The following is a 22,423-nucleotide window of genomic DNA, read 5'->3' on the forward strand; positions in this document are numbered from 1 at the left end:
CGTATCACTATCGGTGAGACCATGTTCATGAAGTACGCCCACCACTTTCACGCCTACCAGCCGGGCGACATAGTTTACGTTGAGGACGGCGACGGCTCCGGGCCGATAGAGTACGAGGAGCGGAAAAGCCCGGTCGCGATTAGAATCGGCGATGAGGACGTTAGGGGCGAGAACTGGACACGGGCGATGCTCTACTCCTATGAGCGGATTTCCGATGTTCTCTCAAGGCTCAGGGGAGTCAGCGTCGATATCGAGCCCTTCACGTTCCTCATGCTCCTTAAGTACAGGAGGAATGTCTTTGAAGATGCCGTTGAGCTTCTTAAGAACCTTGACGCCGTTCCGACGGTTCCCTTCCACCCGATAATGCCCCACCTCGACGAGTTTGAGCAGAGAATCCTTGCAAGGGTTTCCTTTGACTTCTACGCCCCTCTGATTGGCGACAAAAGCGTCATCGGCTACTGGCTTCCGGAAGCCGTGATAACGAGAAGGACCGTTCAGCTCATTGAATCCCTCACTGATAGGAAGCTCGTCTTCCTGCTCGATGAAAGACAGCTACTCTACGACTTCCCGCAGGCGAAGTATTCGTGCAACCGCTACTCCAACTCCTTCGTCTTCGGTCGTGAGTGGGGCCTGAGCGACGCCTTCGCCTTCAACATCCTTGATGTCCAAGGGCTGGTGAGCGAGACACTCTCTCGGAGGGACGACTACAAGGAGAACCTAGGCGTTCCCTACCTGGTCTTCACCGCGAGCGACCTCGAGAGCCTGCTCGGAAATCCTGCACAGCTCGAGCGCTTCGTTGCCTGGATGGAGGGCCTTGAGAGAAACGGAGTTGAACGGATTTCGGCGCCTTCCTTCGTCTGGAAGAAGCTCTCCGGCGAATTCAAGCGCCTCAAGGGCGAGTGCTCCTTCGAGATGCCCGTCAAAGAGTTCTCCAGCTGGAGCGACTACCTCGACCTGAGCCTTGACGGCAAGACGAGCGACTCGCGCTGGCTCGGTTACCGAAGGGCCGATGGAAGGGTCTTCGCGAGGGAAATAAACGGAAGAAAAATCTCCCAGCTCTGGAAGGTAGCCTTCACGCGCCTTTTCGGCGAGCTCAACAGGACGGTGAGGCTCGGCGTTTTAAAGGGTCTGAAAGAGCTTAACGCCGACCCCGAGGAGTTCCTGGTCAGGTATGCGCGGGTCTTCTTCAGGGATTACTACGACTACTTCGGCCTGAGCACGTCTCTCAACTACGTCCTCGAGCCTGCCGACGGCGATATGGACGCCCTACCGCTCGGCAGAGCATACTACCTCATGCTCCTCGCCAACCACTCCTGCCCGCGCTTCTGGGAGAACCTCGACACCCGCGTTGCCTTCTCCAACGTCTCGGTCATGGCGAAGGCTCTGATTGAGCTGATGAAGTATTTCGAGGGAAGCGAGCTTCAGTCGCTCTTTATCGGGGCGTATCTCAAGATGCTCCGCTTTGAGGACCTCTACCACGTATGGAACCTTTCCGCGATGCCGTCAATCGAGGGCTGGGAGACGGGTGAAGAGGCCTGGCGCGAGGCTTTGAAGCCCGAGGTTCCAACGAGCGGCTACAACGTCGTGACGAGAGCCGCGCTCTACGTAGGAAAACGTGACCTCTGGGGCGACCTGAGAAGCCTCATTGAAGGCTACAACCTCGAGTGGGCAACCGCGGACACCGGCCACATCCCCGGCGAAAGGCACGGCCTTTGGGAGAACTCGGAGTACTGCGAACACCGGGGGTAGTTTCCTAATTTTATCCCTTGAAACGCGGTCTTGGCCATTATAACCAACCAGAACGGTAGGTTTATATTTTGTCTTCCCTAACTTCGTAACTGGTGGTTCCAATGAAATCCGAAGAAAAGGTCGAGTTTGGGGAGTCTCATCTACTCGAATGCCTACTCAAGGGCATTGACTGCAGAAGGTGCATGGAGCTCAAGCGGGCGCTTGAGGGTATACGGGAGAAGGTTCAAGGTCGAGAGCTCCTTTTACTCCTTGAGATTCCACTTCTCCTTGCTCAGGAAGAGATAAGCCTCACGCTCAAGCTCCTTGGGAACGTAATTTAGTAAAATATCCGCCTCCCTCACCGCGTCTCTTATCCCTTTTCCGAGCGACACCTGGTTTTTGTCGAGGAGTTCGATTATGACCTCCACAACGCTCTCCCGGACAGCCTTTTCGGAGTAGAGCCTCTTTCCAATAACCCAGACCTTCCCGTTCTTCCGGTAGAAGTTCCGTCCCCGCTCGGTGAAGAACTCCGGGCCGGCCTTAATCTTGACTTTCTCGCGCGTGTCTCTATCAAGTTCGAGCATTATGAAGGCCTTGCTCTTTCTCCCGACGTCCCAGCCGAGGACGCGGAAGCCTTCCCTCTCAAGGGCCTTCTCAAAGCCCCTCGCGCTCCTCTCCAGCTGGGGCAGGAGAATGTCGTCCACCATATCCGGGGCATTGATTAGGAGCGTTACAAGGGCGGTTCCCCTCTTCCTCAGCTCGTCGAGGTAGTTTCCCTTAGACTTCTCCGGTGGGAAGAAGAACTTGACCGAGGGGTTCTCTAGGAACTCCATCGTCTTGAAGTAGAAGCGCCCGTACTTCTCCCAGCTTAAGTTGGCCGAAACGTTCCGCCTCGGATCGACGGGGTCTATCACTACCAGCGGTCTGTCCTCCTCGGTTTCCCTCTTCACTGTCTTAAGCGCGGTTTCCGGCTCTTCCCTCAGCCAGTCCGCCGGGTCTATTACCTTCTGCCTCAGTATGAAGTCCGCTTTCTCGACGACATCGAGGAAAGAACCGTACTTGATGACGAGGATTTCGGCCAAATAGCCGGAAAAGCCCCTTACGTAAATCTCGCTCCCGTAGGCGTTGATGCCCTTCAGGAAGCGCTTGAGGAGCCTTACCTCATCGTTCCGCCCCCTGAGGTGCTCGTTCACCCAGCGCGTGTGGAGTATCGAGCGGTCAACGGCGGTTCTAACGTCCCTCCAATTTCTGACGTCGTAGCAGGGCACGAGGTCAACGCTTACCCCCCTGTATCTCGCCCGGACGTATGGGTGCTCCGCGTAGGCTATCTCGTAGGAGTCGAGCTTCTCCGCTATGGCTTTTCCGAGTTCCAGACCTTTTTTCCTCAGCTCCTCAAGGGGGGTTTCGAGGGGGAAGGCTAAGAACAGGTCAACGTCGTGGTCTCCGGCTAAGTATGTGTCCTTCGCGAGCGAGCCGACGAAGTACGGCCTGACATCGAGGTCGAGTTCGTTTATCTTTTCCTCAGTTATAGTTCTCAGCTCCTCCATGAGGGTCTTAACGAAGGTTCTCTCCTCCTCGCTAGGCCTTATCTTGGAGAGCACTTTTTCTAGAACCTCGTCAACCTGCATTCCCTCACCTATTGATTTAAAACTATCAAAATATTTATATATCTTTTGTTAGCTAGCTATCAAGTAGGTGCGAGCATGGAGGGGCTTGCCGTCGTTCAGAACCCCTGGTGGAGTGACGCGGACGCGATTTACCTTGACGATAGGGTTAAACGGGCGCTCTCAAGGAAACCTCGGCTTCTGTATCGATTTAAGCCCGTGAATAAAATCCTGATAGGGCCTAGGCAGGTTGGCAAGACAACTTACATGAAGCTTTCAATAGCCCATCTCATTGAATCCGGTGTTAATCCGAGAAACATCATGTACTTCTCCTGCGACCTCCTGAGGGACTACAGAGAAATCGTCTCCATTGTTCGCTCGTTTCTGAGGAGGACTTCCGGGAAGGCCTACGTTTTTCTCGACGAGGTTACGTTCGTTGATGGCTGGGAGCGGGCGGTTAAGTTTCTCCTAGATTCACCTCTGGCCTCGAGGATGGTCCTTCAGGTTACGGGCTCGACGTCGGCCGGTCTTAAGAGGGAGAGCTTTCCGGGCCGAGAAATCAAAGTTGAGGAGTTCCTCCCTGTAGATTTTAGGCTCGTTGCGTCCATTTATCGACCCAAACTAAGTGGAATCCAACTCCTTCACGGGAATCCCACGACTCCAAAAGAGTTCTACGAAAACGCCCTCGAGCTGTATCCTTACCTCGATGACCTCTACGGAGCGTTTGACCTCTACCTGAGTTCCGGTGGCTATCCCCGTGCAATCTATGAGCTCTTAGATGGTGAAATCTCGCCCGAAACCTATGAGATGGTCTACAATGCAACGGTTCTCGACGTTGTGAAGCTGGGAAGGAGTGAGAGAATTGCTCTCTCGCTCATCCTCGGTCTGCTCAGGCGCTACGGTGACAGGGTGAGCCTCAACTCCCTCGCCAAGGAGCTTGAAATCGGTTCCCACGTGACTGTCAGGGATTATTTGGAGCTCTTTGAGGAGCTCTTCATCGGCAGGAACTACTTCCAGGTGAGGCTCCACGACATGACGCCCCTGTTCAGAAGGGAGCGGAAGTTTTACTTCTTGGACCCCTTGGTACTCAGGACTTTTTCTCGGCTCTTCGGCGTGGCCGTGGACGAGCCAAGGGTCGTTGAGGGTGTCGTGGGTGAACATCTAAGCAGGCTCTTTCCCACTTACTACTTCTACGGCTCGAAGGAGGTTGATTTCATAGCCGGAAACCTTGGGGTTGAGGTAAAATGGAGGAAAAGCGTCTCTTCATCAGACTTTCCAAGGGTTGGCATAAAGAACAAAATCCTGCTTTCAAAGGCCGACCTTGACTTTGTGGAATCCCGGAACCTTGCGATAATTCCCGTCCCGCTGTTCCTCTTCCAGCTTCATTCAGCGAGCTCGAACCTCGCAACGGTCTCGTAAATCGGGCCCTTCGGCGTCGGCGTGCTCTTCTTCAGCTCTATCGCCTCGACATTGAACTCGCCGAAGTCCTCGTTGGCGAGGTCTTTGAGCGCCATCGCCAGTTCAACCTTATCGCGGACGAACTTGACGCGCCCGATTGTTATGTGGGCCACGAAGTCCTTGTCCTTCTTGAAGCCGAGCCTTCTCATCTCGCGCTCGACGTCGTTCGCTATCGCCTTTATCCCCTCGTCGTTTTCGATTCCGGCCCAGATAACCCTCACGTAGTTTGGGTTCGGGAAGACGCCGATTCCCTTGACGCGAACGCGGTGCTTTTTGTGCTTCCTCGCTATCTCCGCCAGGGCCTTCTTGACTTCCTCCGCCGTTATCTCGTCAATCTCCCCAAGGAACTTGAGCGTCACGTGGAAGTTCTCCCGCTCGACGAACTTTATCTTCGCCGACTTGTTCCCTATCCTCTCCTGGGCCTTCAGGAGGTTGTCGCGAACCTCTTCGCTCACATCTATCGCTATGAACGCCCTCATACCACCACCGAGAAAAGTTGGAGGGAGGGGTTAAAGGGGTTTTCGTGTTCGTTACAAGCTCAACGGCGGTCGGCTTCGACATAGAGACCAACTGGGACGTTCACTCTTTCATAACCTGTGCCGTACCAGTGGTGTACCGGGATTTCCACCGTGTAGTTGCTTTCCATGGCGTAGAATATCACGTCACTTGATGGTCCGTTGTTTTTGACGTGGCCGAGCATAACGTAGCTTGAGTAGTCGCTGACGCTGAACCCGACGGTTATTGTCGCGAACCATGGGGGGAGACTACCCCGGGCGAGAGCGTCCAGAATTGCTCCTATGGGGATTCCAACGCCAAAGCTGTGACCGTCGCTTCCTGCGTAAATTTTGCCGTAGAACTCCGAGAGAGATACGGGGTCGTTTATTCCAACTGATATTCCCCTTGACTTCTCCATCCAACTATTGGGGAAACTGTATGGTGGTTCTCCGAGTGTTGAGCCGCTCTCTATGTGTTCGACGTTTCCGCTTACCCTGTCTATGGTGAAGCTGTCTATTTTTGCGAAGTATCTTTCGTTTCCCGTTGGCGAACACAGTACTTGTCCGTGTGAGTCTCTCTCACACATGTATTCCTTCTGGTATATGTAGTGCACCGTCCCCTTAATCCATACGTAGCCCCAGGAATACCCTTTTGGAACCGTTATATCGTCTCCTCCCGCGAAGTAGTTGGTTATGGACCTTCCAAGGACTTTGACGGTTATTGAACTCGGGTCGAACTCAACTTTTTCTGATATCCTATCCCCCATTGCAACTGTCACGTCCGGACCCCAGTACTTCTGGACTGTTATCCCAATGTCTGCCGTGCCGAAGATGTCGCTCTGCGCGTTGTTGTGGATTATCAGAACAGGTATTTTGACGTTTTGAAACCTCTGCTCTCTTACCGTTCTCCATTCAAACCACGGGGGATTTATGTAGCCTTCGGGTTGTACGCCGGCCTTTCTCTCAATTTCTGCGAGTGGGGTTCTTTTAGCTTCCCTGAGGTCGAAGTTTAGTTTTACAGTTTTCGGGAGAGTGTTCTGCCGGGGGGTTACTTCAAAGCTGTCCGGTGGTAACGTATAAACCGCACCGTTCTTCACGACCCAGACGTCCACGCCGATGAAGGCGGTTTTTGAGCCTGTTTTCCCTGCAATTACTCTGGCCTCGTTGAGGGTGTTTGAGGATATCCTTATGGTGTTTTCTGAGAAGAGGAGTCTCCTTTCGAGGGAGCCCCTTTCGAGGACTTTAATGCTCCCTTTCTCGTCAAACGTCCAGATGGTGTAGTAGACTTTCCCTTGTCCTGTTAATGCGTTTCCATCTCTATCGAGAAGAACCACTTTGGCACCGCCTATGGGTGTTGCGTAAATATACCCCAGAACGCTGGTCATCAGCAGTCCCAACAGGGCTGCTAATAGTGGCCTCCACCGTAAGTGGTTCACCCCCTTACAGTTTTTGTATTACTATTTGGATGATTTATCCCTTATAAGTTTTTCCTCTTGTTATTAGTAACGTTTCTTCCTTTCTTTTTTGAGTATGAATCTATTCTAACACGGATTTTCCTTACAGAATTCTCCAAAAGAAGCTCGAGTAAAAAGAGCTGCACGGAGATGCAAAGAAAGTGCAGAGGCAGAAAAACTCACTCCCTCACCACAACCGGGAACTCCTCCCAGGGGAATACTATCCACTTGTCCGTGCGGAAGACGTAGAAGTCGGGAACGACCTTGGTCCAGGGCTTCATGCTGAGACAGGCGACCTTAACCTCCTTCGCCCCTGCCTTCTTGACCTCCTCGATGACGACCTCAAGTGTCTTTCCGGTGTCGCTGACGTCATCCACGATGACGACCTTCTTGCCCTCCAGCGAGCCGTGAAGGGGAATCGTTATCACTGGCTTCTCCATCCTCTCGTCGATGCCCTTGTAGAACTTGACGTCTATGACCTTGAACTCCACATCACCCAAAACGTGGCTCAGCCTCACAGCTGGGATAAGCCCGCCCCTCGCGATTCCAACTATCACGTCGGGCATGAAGTGCTTTCTCAGTTCTTCGGCGAGCGCGAAGACGGCCCTATCAATTTGCCACCAGGTCAGGTAAACCTTGTCCATGGGAACACCTCCGAATAGCGTGAGTTCTCAACGCCGAACTTAAGCTTTGGGTGAGTGGTGGAAGTTAAAAGAAAGGCCTTAAAAAACCTATTTTGGCAGGAGAATGTTAAAAGATGTCTGGAGGAACGAAATTAAGGGGGCAAAGAAAACGGAAGAAACCCTCAGCTGATGACACACTTGCTCCAGCCGCAGCGCGGGCAGGTGGCGCAACCGCTCTCCATCCTGAGCTCTACCAGCTCTCCGTCTTTCTCGTAGCAGACCGGGCAGTAAGCCACTCCAAGGAGCTCCTTAATCTTCTCCTCAGGAATCTCCGGTTTCTCCGCGTGGTGCGGGTGCTCTGGCGTCTTTGGCGTGATGGTCTTTGCTGTGCTCAGGGAAAAGCTGAGCGCCGGCGCTTCCTTCTTCTCCTTCCCGTTGGTGCCGTTGAGTATGGCCTCGACGTTGATGAACTTGGCCAGCCAGGGCTCGGCCTCGACGACAGCCTTCAGCTTCTCGACGGCGTAGCTACTCGGCTTGGCCGGGACACGCTTCCTCTTCTCTCCCTCGACGCTGTAGACCTGTACCGAGAGCGAACCGTCGCGGTAGACGGTTATTCCCTTACAGCCGAGCTTGTAGGCCAGCAGGTATGCCGCTTTAACGTCCTCCACAGTCACGTCGTTTGGCATGTTTATCGTCTTGCTCGCGCTGTCGGTGAGCCAGAGCTGTATGTTGGCCTGAGCCAGGATGTGGTCGAGCCAGTGGACGTCCATCGAGGTGACAAAAACGCGCTGCATGTCCTCGGGAATCTCCTCAAGGCCCTGCACTGAACCGTAGTTGTCGCTTATCTTCTTCAGTAGCTGCTCGCTCCAGAGACCGCGCTTCTTGAGCTCGGACTCGAAGACCGGGTCGACGTAGTAGAACTCGCCAACGGTGACGCTCTTCTTGTAAACGAGGGCAAAGATTGGCTCGATTCCGCTGGAGGTGTCGGCTATCATCGAAACCGAGCCAGTGGGTGGACAGGTGGTCACCATGCCGTTTCTAACTCCATGGCGCTTGATTTCCTCAACAAGCTCGTCCCACGGGAGCGTCCATATCTCGCGATGGTAGAAGCCCTCGACCGGTAGCTCACCGTCCTTGTATCTGCTCTTCTCGTAGAGCGGGAACGTTCCGCGCTTTTTGGCGGCCTCAACGCTGTACTTGTAGGCGTAGAAGGTGAGGTATTCCGTTGCCTTCCTCATGAATGCGAAGCCTTCCTCGCTGTTGTACGGAATGCCGAGCTTGAAGAGGGCATCTGCCAGTCCCATCATTCCGACGCCTATTCTCCGGGTCAGCTTCGTGTTGTGGTTGATTTCAGGAAGCGGGAAGCGGTTGACGTCGATGGCGTTGTCGAGGTACTTGGCGACCTTTTGAATGACATAGGCGTACTCGTCCCAGTCGAAGTACGGCTTCCCCTCATCGTCATACTTTACAAATTTGGCGAGGTTGATGCTCGCGAGGTTGCACGATTCGTATTCGTAGAGGGGCTCTTCACCGCAGTTGTGGCTCAGGAAGCCGTTGCTTATGTAGCTGTGCTTCTCTGGAACGGTGAAGTCGTAAACGAGCTCTTCACCAAGCACTTCAACGCTCTCAACGGTAACGATAGGCTCGTCCCTCTTGGTCTTCTTGAGGCTGAGCTTCTCCGTCTTATAGCCCTCGAAGCCAATCTTCTCCGCGAAGAGCTTCCTGCTGTAGTTGGCTATGACGAGCTCGTGGTAACCTTCGCCCTTGTAAGTTCTCTCCTCGCCGTCTTTGGTGGTGTATTTGAACTCGCTCGGGTACGGCCTTTCGTAGAGCTTGGACAGTATTCCGAAGAGCAACAGGAGGTCCTGAACTTCCCTGAGTAGCTCGCGGTCCTTGGATGTTAACCTTATCGCCTTGTCGTTATCAACGTAGCCATCTGCACTGAAGAGGCCACGGAGGAAAGCCGCTATCTCCCTCGGCTTTAGCCTGAAGACGATTTCTGGAACGCGCTTGTCGTTGGTTTTGACGATACCCTCAATCCACTCGTAGGCTTTTCCCCTGACGCCGAGCTTAATCTGGTTGCCGTAGCGGTGGGGCTCGGCTTTGATTCCGAAGTGTTTGACGAGTATCTCTCTGACTTTCCAGGCTGTTTCCTCTTCCTTTTCGGCATTGAAGTAGAACCATGCCCTTCTGTCTTTAGTGTTGAGGTATCCGTCTCCAATGAACCAGCCGAGAACGAAGGCAAGGTCTTCCCCTATGCTCTCGCTTCCGAAGTCATCTTCGACTTCAAAGCGCGGGAGGAGTATTTTGTCACCCGGAGCGATGTCCTTAACTTCCTTCCAGCCCTCTGGAGTCATGAGCTTGTGGTCAAGTGTTGCGGTTATTTCGTATCCTTCTTTTGTCTTCACCCTTGCGACGGTTTTCCTGCCGACCTTCCAGACGTAGGCGGGAACTGCTATCGGGTCAGCAATCGCCAGCTCAGCTCCGTGAACCGTTTTGTACTCCACCTTTTCTTCTCCCGGAAGGAGGACCTCAACAGCGTAGGCGTAAGGCTCTCCTCCATCGGTTATGCCCTCTACTGCAACGGCCTCTTTCTTTCCGCGCTTTTTCGCGAGCGTGAAGAGTTCTTCCGCTTTAATGTACCCTTCTGGGGTAAGAATCCTCGTCTCCCCGACCACACACGGGTTAGTAGCCCTTATCGGCCCTCCCTTCGCTTCCGCCAAAACGTTCCTCCTGTTGATGACGTCGAAGAATATAACGCCGGGGTCGGCCTTGCTCCAGGCCATGAAGGCCAACTCCTCGAAGAGGCTCTTGGGGTCGACCTCCTTGACCTTTTCACCGGTCCTGGGGTTCACGAGCGGGTAGCGCTTGCCCTCCTTCAGGGCCTCCCAGAAGTCCTCCCATATGCCGACGCTGATGTTGAAGTTGCTGAGCACGTTGGTTCCGGTGTTTCTCTCCTTCGCGTGAATGAACTTCTCTATGTCCGGGTGCCAGACCTCCAGGATTCCCATGTTCGCTCCGCGCCTTACGCCTCCCTGCTTGATGACGTCGCTGACCGCATCGATGAGGTGCATGAAGGAAACGGGCCCGCTGTTGGAGGTGTAAACTCCGTTCCCCGTGAGGAGATGAACTTCCTCAACCTGGAGGTCATAGACATGGCGCTTTCCAAGGGGCTCTATCTTAGTTATCCTCGTTGGATACAGTTTTGAAAGCATTTCAAAGTACTTGACTTCCTCTTCATCAAGACCGAGTTCATCTTTAAGCTCAAGCACCTTCCTTATAAAGGCCCTGTGTGTTACCTTCGAGTTGTAAGCTAAGAGCTTGTAGTCCCTCTGTATCTTTGCCCTCGTCTCCGGGTTCTTTATGCGGTATATCACGTTGAACGGGAAGGAATACTTCTTGTTCTTCCCGTTCTCTTCGAGGTTATTAATCGCTTCATTGGCTATTTCTGACAGTTTGACTGACTCTTTTAGGGTTTCAAATGCCTTGAGCTTCATGTCCCTCGTCTGAACTCTGAGTGTGTAGACGGTTCTGTGGCCGGGAGCGTTTGGGCTGTACTCCTGTATGCTTGTGACGATTCCAAGGGCCATGAAGAGGAGCTGGGCGTCCTTTATGAACTCCTTTGAAACGGACTTGAAGGCTATTCTGTAGTGCTGGTCGAGCGTGCCGTCCCCATCAAAGAACCCTGCCAAGAACGCGGCCATGACCGACGGCGGGCTCCTGAAGATGGCCTCCGGAACGCGTATGTTTTCAGATTTGTCCTTCGAGAGGTTGTTCTCCTCAAGGAACTTCACTATCTTCGTTGAGGGAATGACGAGTGTTATCTTGTGGCTCTCTTCCCTCAGGAACTCCTTTGGTTCGATGCCAAAGAGCTCTTTAAAGTACCTTCTGACCTTCTCCTTTATCCCCGTTTCACTCTGGTTCAGGTAGATTTCTATCTTTGAGTTCTTCCTTCTCCCGTTCTCGAAATAGTGTCTCACGTGACCATCCGCGTAGATTATGCCGAGGAGATATGCGAGTTTCTCATCGAGTATTGATGGTAATTTCACTTCGTAACCTTTACTCTTCAGCTCAACGTCCGTCTTCAGCTTGATGTATTCTCCACCTTCCCACTCTGGGGCAAGGATGTAGATGTAATCGCCGACGTTCAGTTCCCTTAGGGGCTTAAGGAGGGGATTACCGTTTTCATCAAAGACGAGGAACTTGTGGTCGTCCGTAACCTTGAGCTCGTAGCCATCCTCTGTAACGACCCTAAATACCTCCATTTCTCCGTTGTCATAGGCCTCTATAATGCTCCTAAGTCCTGCGTGGGTGATGATTTTTGGTTTCTCTCCGTGCACTATTTCCTCTATTGGGATGAAGCCCCTGTCGGTGAGAATCCTCGTGTCTCCCGTGAAACACGCCGCTCCAGCCGTAGAACCGACGAAATCACCTTCAGGACGGAGCTTTGAGAAATTAACTCCGGTGCCGCCCCCTGCCTTTTGTATCATGGCCACGTCGTGCGCGGCCTTCATTATGCTCTCCATATCGTCCTCTATCGGGACAACGAAGCATGCCGAGAGCATTCCCAACGGCCTACCTGAGTTGATGAGGGCCGGGGTGTTGGGCATGAAGACTTGGCCGGCCATGAGCCTGAAGTACTCCTCTATTTCAGCCTCGTAGTCGTCGAAGGCCCCGTTCTCGAGCATGCTTAGGAACTCGTCTATCGAGACCTTCATCTTCCCCTTCTCTGCCAGCTCGCGGTAGAGGTTCACGAGCCTCTCGAAGTGGTACCTGTTGAGCTTGAAGCGTCCGATTGAGTACTTCCCGTCGAACTCCTCGAAGTGCTCAAGGTAGTACTTGACCCGGCTTAAATCCTGCTCGTGCTTTCCTTCCTTGTCGTAAACGCGCTCGTCGTAGAGTAAATCGGGGATGACCGCGAGGGTGGCGACCCTTTCAAAGAGCTCCCTGGGGCTCTCAACAATCTCCCCCTTCTCGTTCCTTATGAGGTATCTGCTCGCCAAAACGCGGAGGGCGTTGAGGGAGAAGCGCTTGTCGATTTCATCGAGCCTGTCCTTGTTGAGGATTTTCTTCTTCTCCTCCCTGATTTCGGCCTTCTTCTTGCGGTAGAGGATGTATGCCTTGGCGACGTCGAAGAGGCCCGCTCTCATGAGCTCGAGCTCAACGATGTCCTGTATGTTCTCGATGTTGGGAATCTGGCCGTCGTAGAGCTCGTTGACGCGCCTGACGACCCTTCTGACAACCCTATTGAGCAGCTTTTCGTCGTGGATTCCAACTTCGAGCATTGCCCTCCGGATGGCCCACCTTATACGCTCCCTATCAAAAGGTACGATTCTACCGTCTCTTTTCATCACTTTTTCAACGGCCATATAAACACCCCTGACACACAGCTGTGTATAAATCTGACCATTGGTAAAATCATCAGCACCGCCACTCTCGCCGGGTTCCCTAATATACCTTGCCCTGCTTCGACTTGCCACCCTGACGAATTCTGAGTTATCACCTTGGATGGTAGGGGACGGGTAGAAAAGGGGGATGGACAACTTAGAGGGACTCGTACATCAGCTTCAACCTGTACGCGTGGGTTAGTTCTTCTCTCGCGAGGTGGAGAAAGAGGTCGCTGAAGGGCTCACCCAGGAGCTTCGCGAGCTTTGAGTACATTTCGTAGGCGTGCTTTTCCCTCAGGACGGCTTCGACCACGAGCTCCTCGAAGCTCTCTGGTTTGGCCCTCTCATCGCTCAGGACAGGTTCTATTGACAGTTCGTCCATGTAGTCGATGATTAGGTTTTCGAGGGTCCCTTCGTTTAGGAGTCCAGCGAGGGTTTTACGGTGTCTGAGTTCCTCCTCGGCTATGAGCGCGAAGGTGTCCCTCAGTTCCGGCCTCTCAAAGAGCGCGTACGTTTCCCCTAGCTTGTAGAGGTTGTAGAGCTCGTTTTCCTGCCAGATTAGCCTCTCTATCAGCTCCCTTGCCTTCATTCCACAACCCTCAGGTAGTCCAGGAGTTCCCTTACGCTCGGCAGGACGAGGTCCGGCTTAATCTCGCTCCGCTCGACGTCCTCTAATGTGCTCACGCCTGTGAGAACCATTATCGCCTTCATGCCGAAGCGCTTCGCGAAGGCAATGTCTGTGTCAAGCCTGTCCCCGACCATCCATACCTCGTCAACTGGCCCGAGCTTTTCCATCACTACTTCATAGGCCGGTTCGTTGGGCTTTCCTATGATTAGGGGCTCCCTCTCACTTGAAGCCTTCAGCGACGCTATTATCGCCCCCGCCCCGGGGTAGAGTCCCTCCTCCGCCGGGTACGTGGTGTCGGGGTTCGTTCCGATAAAGCTCGCCCCGTTCCTTATCGCCAGCGTCCCGTACTTGAGCTTCTCGTAGGTTAGCTCGGGGTCAAGGCCAACCACAACGTGCTCGATTTCCTTCCATTTCCCTTCCCTGCACTCCCCGATGCTTACAACGCCCCAGCCGAGCCTTTTCATCTCCTCGTGGAGGCCCTCCCCCCCGATGACGAAAACCTTCCCCGGTTTGAGGTGCTTTGCCATGTAGAGTCTCGTGGCGAGGCCAGAGGGGACTATTCTCTCCGCCGGGACGTCTATACCCATCGAGAGGAGCTTCTGCCGGTAGGCCTCCGGTGTTTTCGTTGAGTTGTTGGTGAGAAATACGAAGGGAATCCCCTTTTCCTTCAGGTATTTGATTACCTCCCGCGAACCCTCAATTGGTCGGTTTCCGCGGTAGAGGACGCCGTCCATGTCGAACACTATTCCAATCATGCTCCCACCGGAGGGAGAAGGTGGGGGAAGTATAAAAGCTCACTGGCTCGCGTCGAGCCTCAGCGTCACCTCTATCCCGTCGGTCTGACACTCGTTGCCGGCCTTTTTCGGCAGTTCCAGGTTCATCTCGACCCTTGCCTTCTCCCCTGGCTTGAGCTTTACCGGCAGGGTGATTGCCCTACCGTTGAGGTCGTCGAGGGTTTTGTTCACGAGCACGGACTTCCCGTTCACGCTGATTGTTTTCAGAACCAGCCACTTTCCAAGCTCTCCGACCTTGGGCGTTGAATCGACGTCCTTCTCGGCATTGGACATTTTGACCTCGTAATCCCTTACCGTGAGGGTCAGGGTCAGTCGCCCTATGGCCACGGTGCCTCCGTTCTTCACGTAGAAGCCGACCCTTCTGGCGTCGCCGGGGACGAGGTTCTTGAGCTCGAAGAGCTTCAGGCTGTGGTAGAAGCGCTTCCCGTCCCTGCTTATGGTAACGCTCAGCTCCCCGCTCGTTATCCTGTTTCCCTTTGAGAGCGCCGAGTCCGTAAAGAGGGAGCGGGAGACGCCCGCGACGAGGAGCAGACAGAACAACGTGGCAACTAACAGTGAGCGTTTCATCTTGACTGCCTCCGGTGGTAGTCACTGGGGGTTGGCGTTCATCCCTTATATTCTTTTCGCTTATTCGTTGTAATTACTCACTTATGAACGTAGATATTGAGCTTAAGACTCTGTATTGTTCCGTTGACGGCCTTCAGGATGAGCTCCTTTGCCGGTGTTTCGGCGTAGTTTCCGTCCCGCGGCGCCGGCGGGAGTTTTGGCTGGCGGTCCTTGAACAGGAGGAACCAGAGCTGCCACCTGCCCGGCCTGTCTATCCTGAAGGTGTACCTCTTCTCGAACTCGGGCGTCCAGTTGCCCTCGAGCTTCACCGGAACCGGTGGAAGGGTGACGTTGAACCAGCCGGGCATGGGGTACATCTCGTGGATTATCGTCGTGTTCGTCCTGTTGTCCCAGGTTAAGTTCACGAGCCAAATCTGGACGTAGTAGGTGACGTTCCTGTGTTCGTGGTTTACGATTCCTATTATGACTGTTGCGTTCTGTCCGACTGTCAGGTTGGTGGGGTAGTCGCTCGCCTTGCCGTTCGGGCCGAGGATGTAGAACTCTGTGAAAGCTTCTCCGGGCTTCGGATGGGTCACGACGTAGGCCAAGACTCCCACGGAGGTCACGATTGCGATTATCAGAATCACGGTGAGCGCTTTGTCGAGCCTGCTCGCCTCCTCCCACTCGAGCTCCCTCTTAATGTCCTCAGGGGTTATCCAGGGAATCCAGGGCTCGATTGCGTTCTTCCTCCTGTAAACCGCCGCGAGGGCGAAGATTATGTTGAAGAGGGTCAGGCTGACGAGGATTGGCTTGAGCCTTATCCCCCAGGGAGTGTAGTTGAGGGCGAGGCCTATGAGGGGGACTATCGCTATGCTGAGACCGAAGCTCAGCGCCAGCCTCTCGAGGTTGTCAAGCTCCTTCCTCTCGGGGAAGAGGGCCGTTACGAAGGCGTAGCCCGGGAAGAAGAGTACGAACGCCAAACCGAGTGCCTTCCTTGCAAGGCTGTCAGGGAAGGCCGCTATCAGGACGTCCATGAGGATGGAGAGGCCTATGAGCGTCAGCAGGTCCCAGTAGCGCCAGACTCCCTCAGGTTTTTCCACTCACCTTCCCCCCGAGAGGATTGAGTACACCTTTGCCATGACTATGATGACGAACACCACAATCAGGAGCTCTATGAGGGGTTTTAAACCCTCCTTCTGCTCCCTGCTCAGGAAGAGGCTTCCCACCTCAACGGTAATCAGGAGGCCTATGAGCGTTAGGGTCAGGAATACGCCCACGCTCGACGTTGCCAGGGCTGAAATCAAAACCCACGCCGACAGGAAGAGGAGCATGAGGTCCTCTACATCCATTCCTCGACTCCCCCGAGCTTCCTGACGGTTGCCTCAATCCCGTAGTCCTTCTCCTCGATGGACTCTACCGCGAGCACCTGACCCGTCCCCTTGGCGAGCGCGAGGAGAACGGAGGAGCACACCGGACAGGGGACCTTTTCGCAGTTCTCCGGTTTGCACCCGATTGTCGGTCGAATCACCACGCGGAATCCCTCGTCCTTTTCCTCTATGTACACCCTGTCCGCGAGTTCGAGGTACCTGAGAACCGAGCCGGCGACGCTCTCAACGGCACCGCTCCCGGCCCCGTCGAGCGGTCCTTCAAAGTGCTCCTCGAACTTCTCGACGAGGGAGTCTCCAAAGGGGCCCAGGAAGAGCCCCATTGCCCTGTCATTGGGAACGTCGGTCAGGAAGACCGTCTTCTCGTCCAGCCTCGCCAGGTCGAGTTCAAACTTCTCGTGGAGCGGCACGAAGAGTCCGCCCCTCGGAAGGTTCTCGTAGGGTGGTATGAAAACGGCGTTGCCCTCAAGGTAGAGGTTGTCGGCGAAGGTCGAGAAAACCCTCCTGTATGGTTCCATGAGGGCGTTAACGCTCTCCCTTTTGACGTACTCGCTCGATTTGAACGTAAGGACGACGAGACCCAAGAAAACGCCGGCTATGCCAAGGTTCGTCAGTTTGACTTCGGCGTTGAGGAAGCCCACGATGCCGATGACCGCGCCGAGGGTTATAAGAACGGCGCCGATGACGTTTTTTGCCTCCATTTTCCCTCCCAGAGGAGAAACCACTAACCTTATAAAAGGTTTTTCTTGTTAATGAACCTTGATACAAAATGAAAAAGAGAGCCGCATCCTTCTTCCTGCTGGTGCTCCTTGTGCTCTGGACTCCATCGGTTCAGGCCCAGCCCCAGGGTAGGGACGACTCCGGGGCCTACGTCTACTTCGGCGGTCTCCTCAACATGAGCGTTTCCGCGCTCCACTCGGTTCTTGACGGCAACACCTCCCTCGAAGGCGCCGTCCGCCTCTGGAACGCCACGAACATTACCTACTCTGCGGTTCTCGTCTACGGCCTTAGGGGCCCAGTGGCCGCCCTCGCCGGTGCCTTCAACGACCTCGGTAGGGGAGTCTATCTAATCTCGCTCGGGGCCGCTGAGTTCACCAACTACACCCGGGCCGGTGACTACGCGGATGCGGGTTCGGCGGTCCTCCTCGTCGAGGAGGGCTACGCCCTGTCAAGACGGGCCCTCACCGTTATTTCCTCCGTGCGGCTCTCGGTGAACGGTTCCGAGAAGACGCTTCCGACCGATTCCCTGAACGATGCCCTGAACCGCGTGGGCTCGCTGATAAGTGAGTATCACTCGATTCTGAGCTCCAGGTGGCATCCGTCGAGCCTCGTCGTTTTCTCCTCCAAGGAGTCCCCCTACGTCTTCGAGAACGTTACCTTCTTCGGCTACGCGCCCAACATGAGCACCGTTAGGCTCTGGGTTGGGGACAGGTCCTTCACCCTTAAAGTCTCAAACGGGACGTTCTCGATGACCTACGCCTTCAGCGACGTTGGCACCTACGAGGTTTACGCCGTCGGTGTGAACTCAACCGGAACCTTCAAGTCCAACATCCTCAGGATTAGGGTGTCGAGGATTCCGACGAGGATAGTGGCGTCGGAGAAGAGGGAGAGGAAGGCCGTTGTAGTCGGCTACGTCCTCGACGCCTGGGGCAGGGGCGTTCCCAACGCAACGGTCTTCGTGGTTGCTGGAAAGGTTTACAAGGGCCTGACCGGAGCCAACGGAAGTTTTAGGATAACCGTTCACCTGAACTCGACCGTGAACGGGACGGTTGCCTTCTTAGGTAACAGCTTCTACGGCCCCTCAACGCTCGTCCTGCCGCTCGTCCCGGCGAAATCACCCCTACTGATTAAGGTCTCCTCGTCGTTCGACCCGCTCTCGGGCGCCCTCACCCTAAAGGGGACGCTCTCTCCGAAACCTGACTACCCCATTACCCTGGGGGTATACGTCGATGGCAAGAGGCGCTCCGAGGTTACGGTTAGTGGAGGGAAGTTCGAGGTCCGGCTCAAGCTGGGCGGTGGTGAGCACGAGGTCTACGTCCTCTTTCCGGGCGATGATAACTACCTGCCCGCGAAGTCCAACGTTCTCGACGTTACGGTTTCGAGCACCAGCTACGTTGCAAGACTGCTCGGTTTAGCGGCCCTTGTCATCGTCGCTTTCATCGTCTACAGGCGTGTGAGGGGTGGGAAGAAGGTCCCCGCTCCGGAGGCAGTCCCAGAGGTTAGGACCGAGGAAGGGCCCGGCGGCGAGGTTCCAAAGAGCGTCCGCGAGGTTTATCTGACCGTTTACCGGGCCCTCCTGCGCCTCCTTCATCTGCCGCCCTCTGTCACCCCGAGGGAGCTCCTCTCGAGGTTTCAGGGCTCCGGCCTTTACCCGAGGCTCAAGGCCCTGACGGTCCTCCACGAGAGGGAGGTCTACGCGGGGGTCAGGATGAAGGCAAACGCCGTAAAGGGTGCACTCAAGGCCGCGGCCAACCTGATAGTATCGCTCTTCGTGGGGGAGGAGCTGTGAGGAGGGTCGCCTACGTAATCCTGGTCATCATAGGGATATTCCTCCTCGTCATGCCCCTCAGCGTTCCGAGGTTCAAGAGCGACGCGCCCTACAGCGTCCTGAACACCGGGCCGAAGGGGACGTCGAGCTTCGGCGTTCTTCTCTACCACTCCGGGAAGGTCGTCCCAGTCCTCTTTCCCTACTCGGGTTCCGACTTCTCCTCGAAGAACGGGACGCTCATCGTAATAGCCCCCGACGTCGGGTTCTCGAAGCGGGAGGTTGACGTGCTGAAGTCGTTCCTCTCCTCCGGCGGAACGCTCCTCCTGGCCGACAACTTCAACGAGGGGAACGCCCTCCTCGAGGCCCTAGGCGTTCCCGACAGGCTCTCCCGCGAGCCAGTCGTCAGCGTGACGTACAACTCGAGCTCCGCCTACCCTGTAACAAGGGCCCTCTCCCCGAGCCTCTCGAGGGGCGTTTCGTACCTCGTCCTCCACAGGCCGGCCGCGATACTTAACGCCCAGCATCCCCTGGCCTTCACGAGCAACGCCACGCTCTTCAACGGAACCTACGGGGCCGTCCCGATAATCGACGAGGTAAAATACGGTAAGGGGATGATAATCCTCGTCTCCGACCCGGACGTTTTCACGAACGCCCTCTTCAGGCAGAACGAGCCCTTCCTCCGCGACCTGGTTTCCTACCTTCCCGGCAAGGTGTTCTACATAGACGAGGCCCACCACAGGGACCTCAACCCGTACTCGTCCGGAACGATCGTCATCCAGCGCGCCGTCAGCAGGGGCGACGTCTTCTACTACATACTCTTCGTTGCGCTGCTGGCCTTCTTCGTCGAGTCGGGCCTCGCCTCAAGGCTCCTCTTCGCGGCCCTTGGACTGGCGCTGGGGATCCTCGAAAGGCTCTTTGGAACCGAGGAGGAGGGCCTTGAGGACGTAATCAGGAAGCTCGAGGAGAGGGGCTACGACGGGGATAAGTTAAAAAGACTCGTCGAGGAAATCGAAACCGGTTCAAAGTTAGGTGGTGCCCATGGACGGTAAGGAGTTCATCGAGGCCCTGAAGGCCGAGGTTTCGAAGGCAGTCGTTGGAAGGGAGGAAGTGATTGAGCTCCTCACGATAGCACTCCTGACCGAGGGTCACGTCCTTCTCGAGGGGATTCCGGGGGTTGCCAAGACAACCATAGCCAAGGCCTTTGCCTCGGCCATAGGCCTGAGCTTCTCGAGGATACAGTTCACGCCCGACCTCCTTCCCGCCGACATAATAGGGGTTCGCTACTACGACCAGAAGACCGGCGAGTGGGTAGTTAAGATGGGACCTGTTTTTGCGAACGTCGTGCTCGCGGACGAGATAAACCGCGCCCAGCCGAAGACGCAGAGCGCTCTGCTCGAGGCGATGCAGGAGAGGCAGGTGACGATAGAGGGCAACACCTACGAGCTCCCCAGGCCCTTCCTCGTGATAGCGACCATGAACCCCCTCGAGCAGGAAGGCGTTTACCCCCTCCCAGAGGCCCAGATTGACAGGTTCATGCTCAAGGTCGAGATGGGCTACCCGAGCAGGGAGGAGGAGCTGACGCTCCTGAGGCGGAAGAGCACCGGCGACTTCGGCGACGTTTCCCCCGTTGTTGATGGGGATGAGCTCTTCTCGCTCATGGAGGCCGTTCGGTCGGTCAGAGTTGGCGACGAGGTCATCGAGTACATCTACGCCCTCATCTCCGCAACGAGGAGCGACGAGAGGCTTCTCTTCGGCGCCTCGCCGAGGGCCGGCGAGCACCTCCTCTACGGCGCCAAAGCCGTTGCGTTCCTTGACGGGAGGGACTACGTGATTCCGGACGACGTTAAGAGGGTTGCCTTACCGACCTTGGCCCATAGGCTCGTTCTCCGCGTTGACTACGAGCTCGAAGGCCTCAAGCCCAGGGACGTCATCGAGGACATCCTGAGAAGAACCCCGGTTCCGGTGTAGCGTATGGACAGGGAAGACCTCCTTGTGATGACCGCGTTCCTCCTCATGCTCGAGGGCTACCTTTCGAGCAACGTTCTCCCGGGTTTCATAGGCTTAGCCGTCCTCCTGTACCTGACCCTCGTCAGGTCCTCGACAGTCTTCTCTCTGGGGGCCTCGCCCCTCCTCCCGGAGGGTCCCCTCGAGGCCGGTAACGAGTACGAGTTCGGGATTCGGGTTTCGAACGGGGGAAGCGCCGTCGAGCTCAGGCCCCGCGTTCTCGGGAGGGGGCTGAGGGTGGAGGCCGGTGATCTCTTCCTCGGCCCGGGGGAGGAGGCCGTCCTCCGCGGCCGGCTGAAGCCCCTCGAGAAGGGCGACGTGCTCATCGAGTCCATAACCCTCACCGCGGAGGACGAGAGGGGCCTCTACTTCGAGGAGTTCCCCGTGGCCTCCGAGGTGGTCTTCCGCGTCTACCCGTCGCTGAAGGAGATTGAAGAAGCGGCGCGGGTCGACAGGAACCTCCGGCTGGCCGAGCTATACCGGGCCGGCCGCTTCTTCGGGAGCGAGGGCCTTGACTTCAAGGATCTGAGGGAGTACCAGCACGGCGACGACTTCAGGAGGATAGACTGGAAGGCAAGCCTCCGCCTCGGCGAGCTCATAGTGAGGGAGTTCCTCAGGGAGGAGAACGTCGACGTCTACATCTTCCTCGACAACACGAGGGAGATGAGGAAGGGCATAAAGCGGGCCAAGGTGGACTACGGCTCGACCCTCGTCCTCCAGCTGGCGTCCGTGCTCCTGCGGAAGTACCGCGTGGGCCTCGTCGTCTACGATGACGTCGGCGCGAGGCTCGTCGAAGCGTCGAGGGGCGCCGGCCAGCTCGAGGCAATCCGGCGGAACCTCGGGATAAAGCGCGAGAGGGGTTTGATGAGCCTGAAGTTCAGTGCTGCTTCCGGCCTCGGGGAGAGGGCGAGGGAGTTCGTTTCAAAGGTCCTCCCCCTGAAGAAGGGCAGGCGCGGCTCTTCGGGCCTCGTTGAGGCCTTCTCACTCCTCAAAAGCCCCTCCTTCGTAATCCTCATCACAGACCTCAACAACCCGAGGGAGGTCTACGGGGCGGTTTCAAAGGCACTGCGGAAGCACAGGGTCCTCATACTCTCCCCGAACCCGGTCCTCTTCTACTCCGGGAGGCTTGACGAGAGAACCCTCGAGCGGCTTTACAGAGCCTACGAGGAGCGCGAGAGGCTTATAAGGAAGTTCAACGCCCTCGTTCCGACGATAGACCTCGGGCCGAGCGACTACCTCAGGGAGATAGCGAGGGTGGTGTGAGTGATAGGGGTGATAGCGTCGATAGTGGCGTTCTACGCCGCCGGGAGCTACGTGGGCATCCTGTCGGCGGTTCCGTGGCTAATCTCACTCAAGAACAGGGACGCCGGACTCATAGCTTTCCTCCTCTACGTCCTCTACGCCTCCAACTCCGTAAGCTTCCAGACGGTTTACTCATACGCCTCCCTCGTCAGGGGCTCCGCCGTGGCCCTCGCGACGCTCATCCTCCTCGACGACGTTCTGAGGGTGAGGCACATTCCGAGCAGGAGGGAGCTCGCCTCCCTGCCTTTCCTCCTCCTGGGCGTTCTCTTCCCTGAGTCGGTCATCGTGGGCTCCCTACTCGCCCTGGCGATAAGGCTGTCGCCTAACGTTTTCATGCCCGCCGTTCTCTTGGGCTTGGCGGCGGTTTTTGCCATCTTCAGGCAATCGCTTGATTACGCGGGCTCCGCTCCAACCCAGGTCGCCGTTATGTCGGCCTTTGGTATTTTTATAACGTTTCTGCTCTTCGTCTGGAAAACTTTTAAAAAGCGAGAGTTGTTTAATAGTTAATGGGTTCCAGAAGACAGGGGG

The 22,423-nt window shown here is 55.7% G+C and carries 18 protein-coding genes; 7 read left to right on the forward strand and 11 right to left on the reverse strand.

Translation table 11 applies throughout. From position 1 onward, the window contains the following. The first annotated feature begins 21 nt into the window (after positions 1-21). Positions 22-1,749: a glycoside hydrolase gene (locus CS910_RS02540; RefSeq protein ID WP_099209593.1), complete on the forward strand. Its 1,728-nt coding sequence runs from the start codon at positions 22-24 to the stop codon at positions 1,747-1,749. A gap of 242 nt (positions 1,750-1,991) precedes the next feature. On the opposite strand, the gene cca is transcribed toward CS910_RS02540, so the two are convergent. Next, positions 1,992-3,356 (reverse strand): CCA tRNA nucleotidyltransferase, encoded by a 1,365-nt coding sequence (gene cca / locus CS910_RS02545; RefSeq protein WP_099209594.1) that lies wholly within the window; start codon positions 3,354-3,356, stop codon positions 1,992-1,994. Between the two features lie 75 nt (positions 3,357-3,431). On the opposite strand from cca, the gene CS910_RS02550 reads away from it, so the two are divergent. Further along, positions 3,432-4,751 carry an ATP-binding protein gene (locus tag CS910_RS02550; RefSeq protein WP_099209595.1) on the forward strand — a complete coding sequence of 440 codons (1,320 nt, stop codon included), beginning with the start codon at positions 3,432-3,434 and terminating at the stop codon, positions 4,749-4,751. On the opposite strand, the gene thpR is transcribed toward CS910_RS02550, so the two are convergent. The 10 genes from thpR to CS910_RS02600 all read right to left on the reverse strand — a co-directional run bounded on the left by thpR (position 4,715) and on the right by CS910_RS02600 (position 16,802). Next, complete coding sequence (gene thpR, locus CS910_RS02555; protein WP_099209596.1) at positions 4,715-5,269, reverse strand: RNA 2',3'-cyclic phosphodiesterase; 555 nt, start codon at positions 5,267-5,269, stop codon at positions 4,715-4,717. The genes CS910_RS02550 and thpR overlap by 37 nt on opposite strands. A 59-nt stretch (positions 5,270-5,328) precedes the next feature. Continuing rightward, positions 5,329-6,669 carry a hypothetical protein gene (locus CS910_RS02560; RefSeq protein ID WP_099209597.1) on the reverse strand — a complete coding sequence of 447 codons (1,341 nt, stop codon included), beginning with the start codon at positions 6,667-6,669 and terminating at the stop codon, positions 5,329-5,331. A gap of 248 nt (positions 6,670-6,917) precedes the next feature. Beyond that, a complete protein-coding gene (locus tag CS910_RS02565) occupies positions 6,918-7,382 on the reverse strand; it encodes a phosphoribosyltransferase (protein ID WP_099209598.1) in 465 nt (154 codons plus the stop codon). Positions 7,383-7,543: 161 nt separating this feature from the next. Next, the gene (locus tag CS910_RS02570; protein ID WP_099209599.1) at positions 7,544-12,730 is read right to left on the reverse strand and encodes an adenosylcobalamin-dependent ribonucleoside-diphosphate reductase; all 5,187 of its coding nucleotides are present in this window, start codon (positions 12,728-12,730) and stop codon (positions 7,544-7,546) included. A 175-nt stretch (positions 12,731-12,905) separates the two neighbouring features. After that, the gene (locus CS910_RS02575; protein WP_099209600.1) at positions 12,906-13,337 is read right to left on the reverse strand and encodes a ferritin family protein; all 432 of its coding nucleotides are present in this window, start codon (positions 13,335-13,337) and stop codon (positions 12,906-12,908) included. Next, positions 13,334-14,131 (reverse strand): HAD-IIA family hydrolase, encoded by a 798-nt coding sequence (locus CS910_RS02580; RefSeq protein WP_099209601.1) that lies wholly within the window; start codon positions 14,129-14,131, stop codon positions 13,334-13,336. Before CS910_RS02580 ends, CS910_RS02575 begins: the two co-directional genes overlap by 4 nt. A gap of 39 nt (positions 14,132-14,170) precedes the next feature. Continuing rightward, positions 14,171-14,737: a TasA family protein gene (locus CS910_RS02585; RefSeq protein ID WP_099209602.1), complete on the reverse strand. Its 567-nt coding sequence runs from the start codon at positions 14,735-14,737 to the stop codon at positions 14,171-14,173. A gap of 77 nt (positions 14,738-14,814) precedes the next feature. Further along, positions 14,815-15,750, reverse strand: a complete 936-nt coding sequence (locus CS910_RS02590) for a DUF1616 domain-containing protein (RefSeq protein WP_394346613.1) — start codon at positions 15,748-15,750, stop codon at positions 14,815-14,817. Positions 15,751-15,816: 66 nt separating this feature from the next. After that, positions 15,817-16,065, reverse strand: coding sequence for a hypothetical protein (locus CS910_RS02595; protein WP_099209604.1), 249 nt, complete (start codon positions 16,063-16,065; stop codon positions 15,817-15,819). Next, on the reverse strand, positions 16,056-16,802 hold the full coding sequence (locus CS910_RS02600; protein WP_099209605.1) for a hypothetical protein: 747 nt from the start codon (positions 16,800-16,802) through the stop codon (positions 16,056-16,058). Before CS910_RS02600 ends, CS910_RS02595 begins: the two co-directional genes overlap by 10 nt. Positions 16,803-16,870: 68 nt before the next feature. On the opposite strand from CS910_RS02600, the gene CS910_RS02605 reads away from it, so the two are divergent. Genes CS910_RS02605 through CS910_RS02625 form a run of 5 tightly spaced genes read left to right on the forward strand, consistent with a single transcriptional unit; the run spans position 16,871 to position 22,402 of the window. After that, complete coding sequence (locus tag CS910_RS02605; RefSeq protein WP_099209606.1) at positions 16,871-18,610, forward strand: hypothetical protein; 1,740 nt, start codon at positions 16,871-16,873, stop codon at positions 18,608-18,610. Further along, a complete protein-coding gene (locus CS910_RS02610) occupies positions 18,607-19,638 on the forward strand; it encodes a DUF4350 domain-containing protein (RefSeq protein WP_099209607.1) in 1,032 nt (343 codons plus the stop codon). The genes CS910_RS02605 and CS910_RS02610 overlap by 4 nt, the downstream gene beginning before the upstream one ends. Continuing rightward, the gene (locus CS910_RS02615; protein ID WP_099209608.1) at positions 19,628-20,557 is read left to right on the forward strand and encodes an AAA family ATPase; all 930 of its coding nucleotides are present in this window, start codon (positions 19,628-19,630) and stop codon (positions 20,555-20,557) included. Before CS910_RS02610 ends, CS910_RS02615 begins: the two co-directional genes overlap by 11 nt. Positions 20,558-20,560: 3 nt before the next feature. Then, positions 20,561-21,856: a DUF58 domain-containing protein gene (locus CS910_RS02620; RefSeq protein WP_099209609.1), complete on the forward strand. Its 1,296-nt coding sequence runs from the start codon at positions 20,561-20,563 to the stop codon at positions 21,854-21,856. Continuing rightward, the gene (locus tag CS910_RS02625; RefSeq protein ID WP_099209610.1) at positions 21,857-22,402 is read left to right on the forward strand and encodes a hypothetical protein; all 546 of its coding nucleotides are present in this window, start codon (positions 21,857-21,859) and stop codon (positions 22,400-22,402) included. Positions 22,403-22,423: the final 21 nt, after the last annotated feature.

This window comes from Thermococcus henrietii (assembly GCF_900198835.1).
Taxonomy (GTDB): domain Archaea; phylum Methanobacteriota_B; class Thermococci; order Thermococcales; family Thermococcaceae; genus Thermococcus; species Thermococcus henrietii.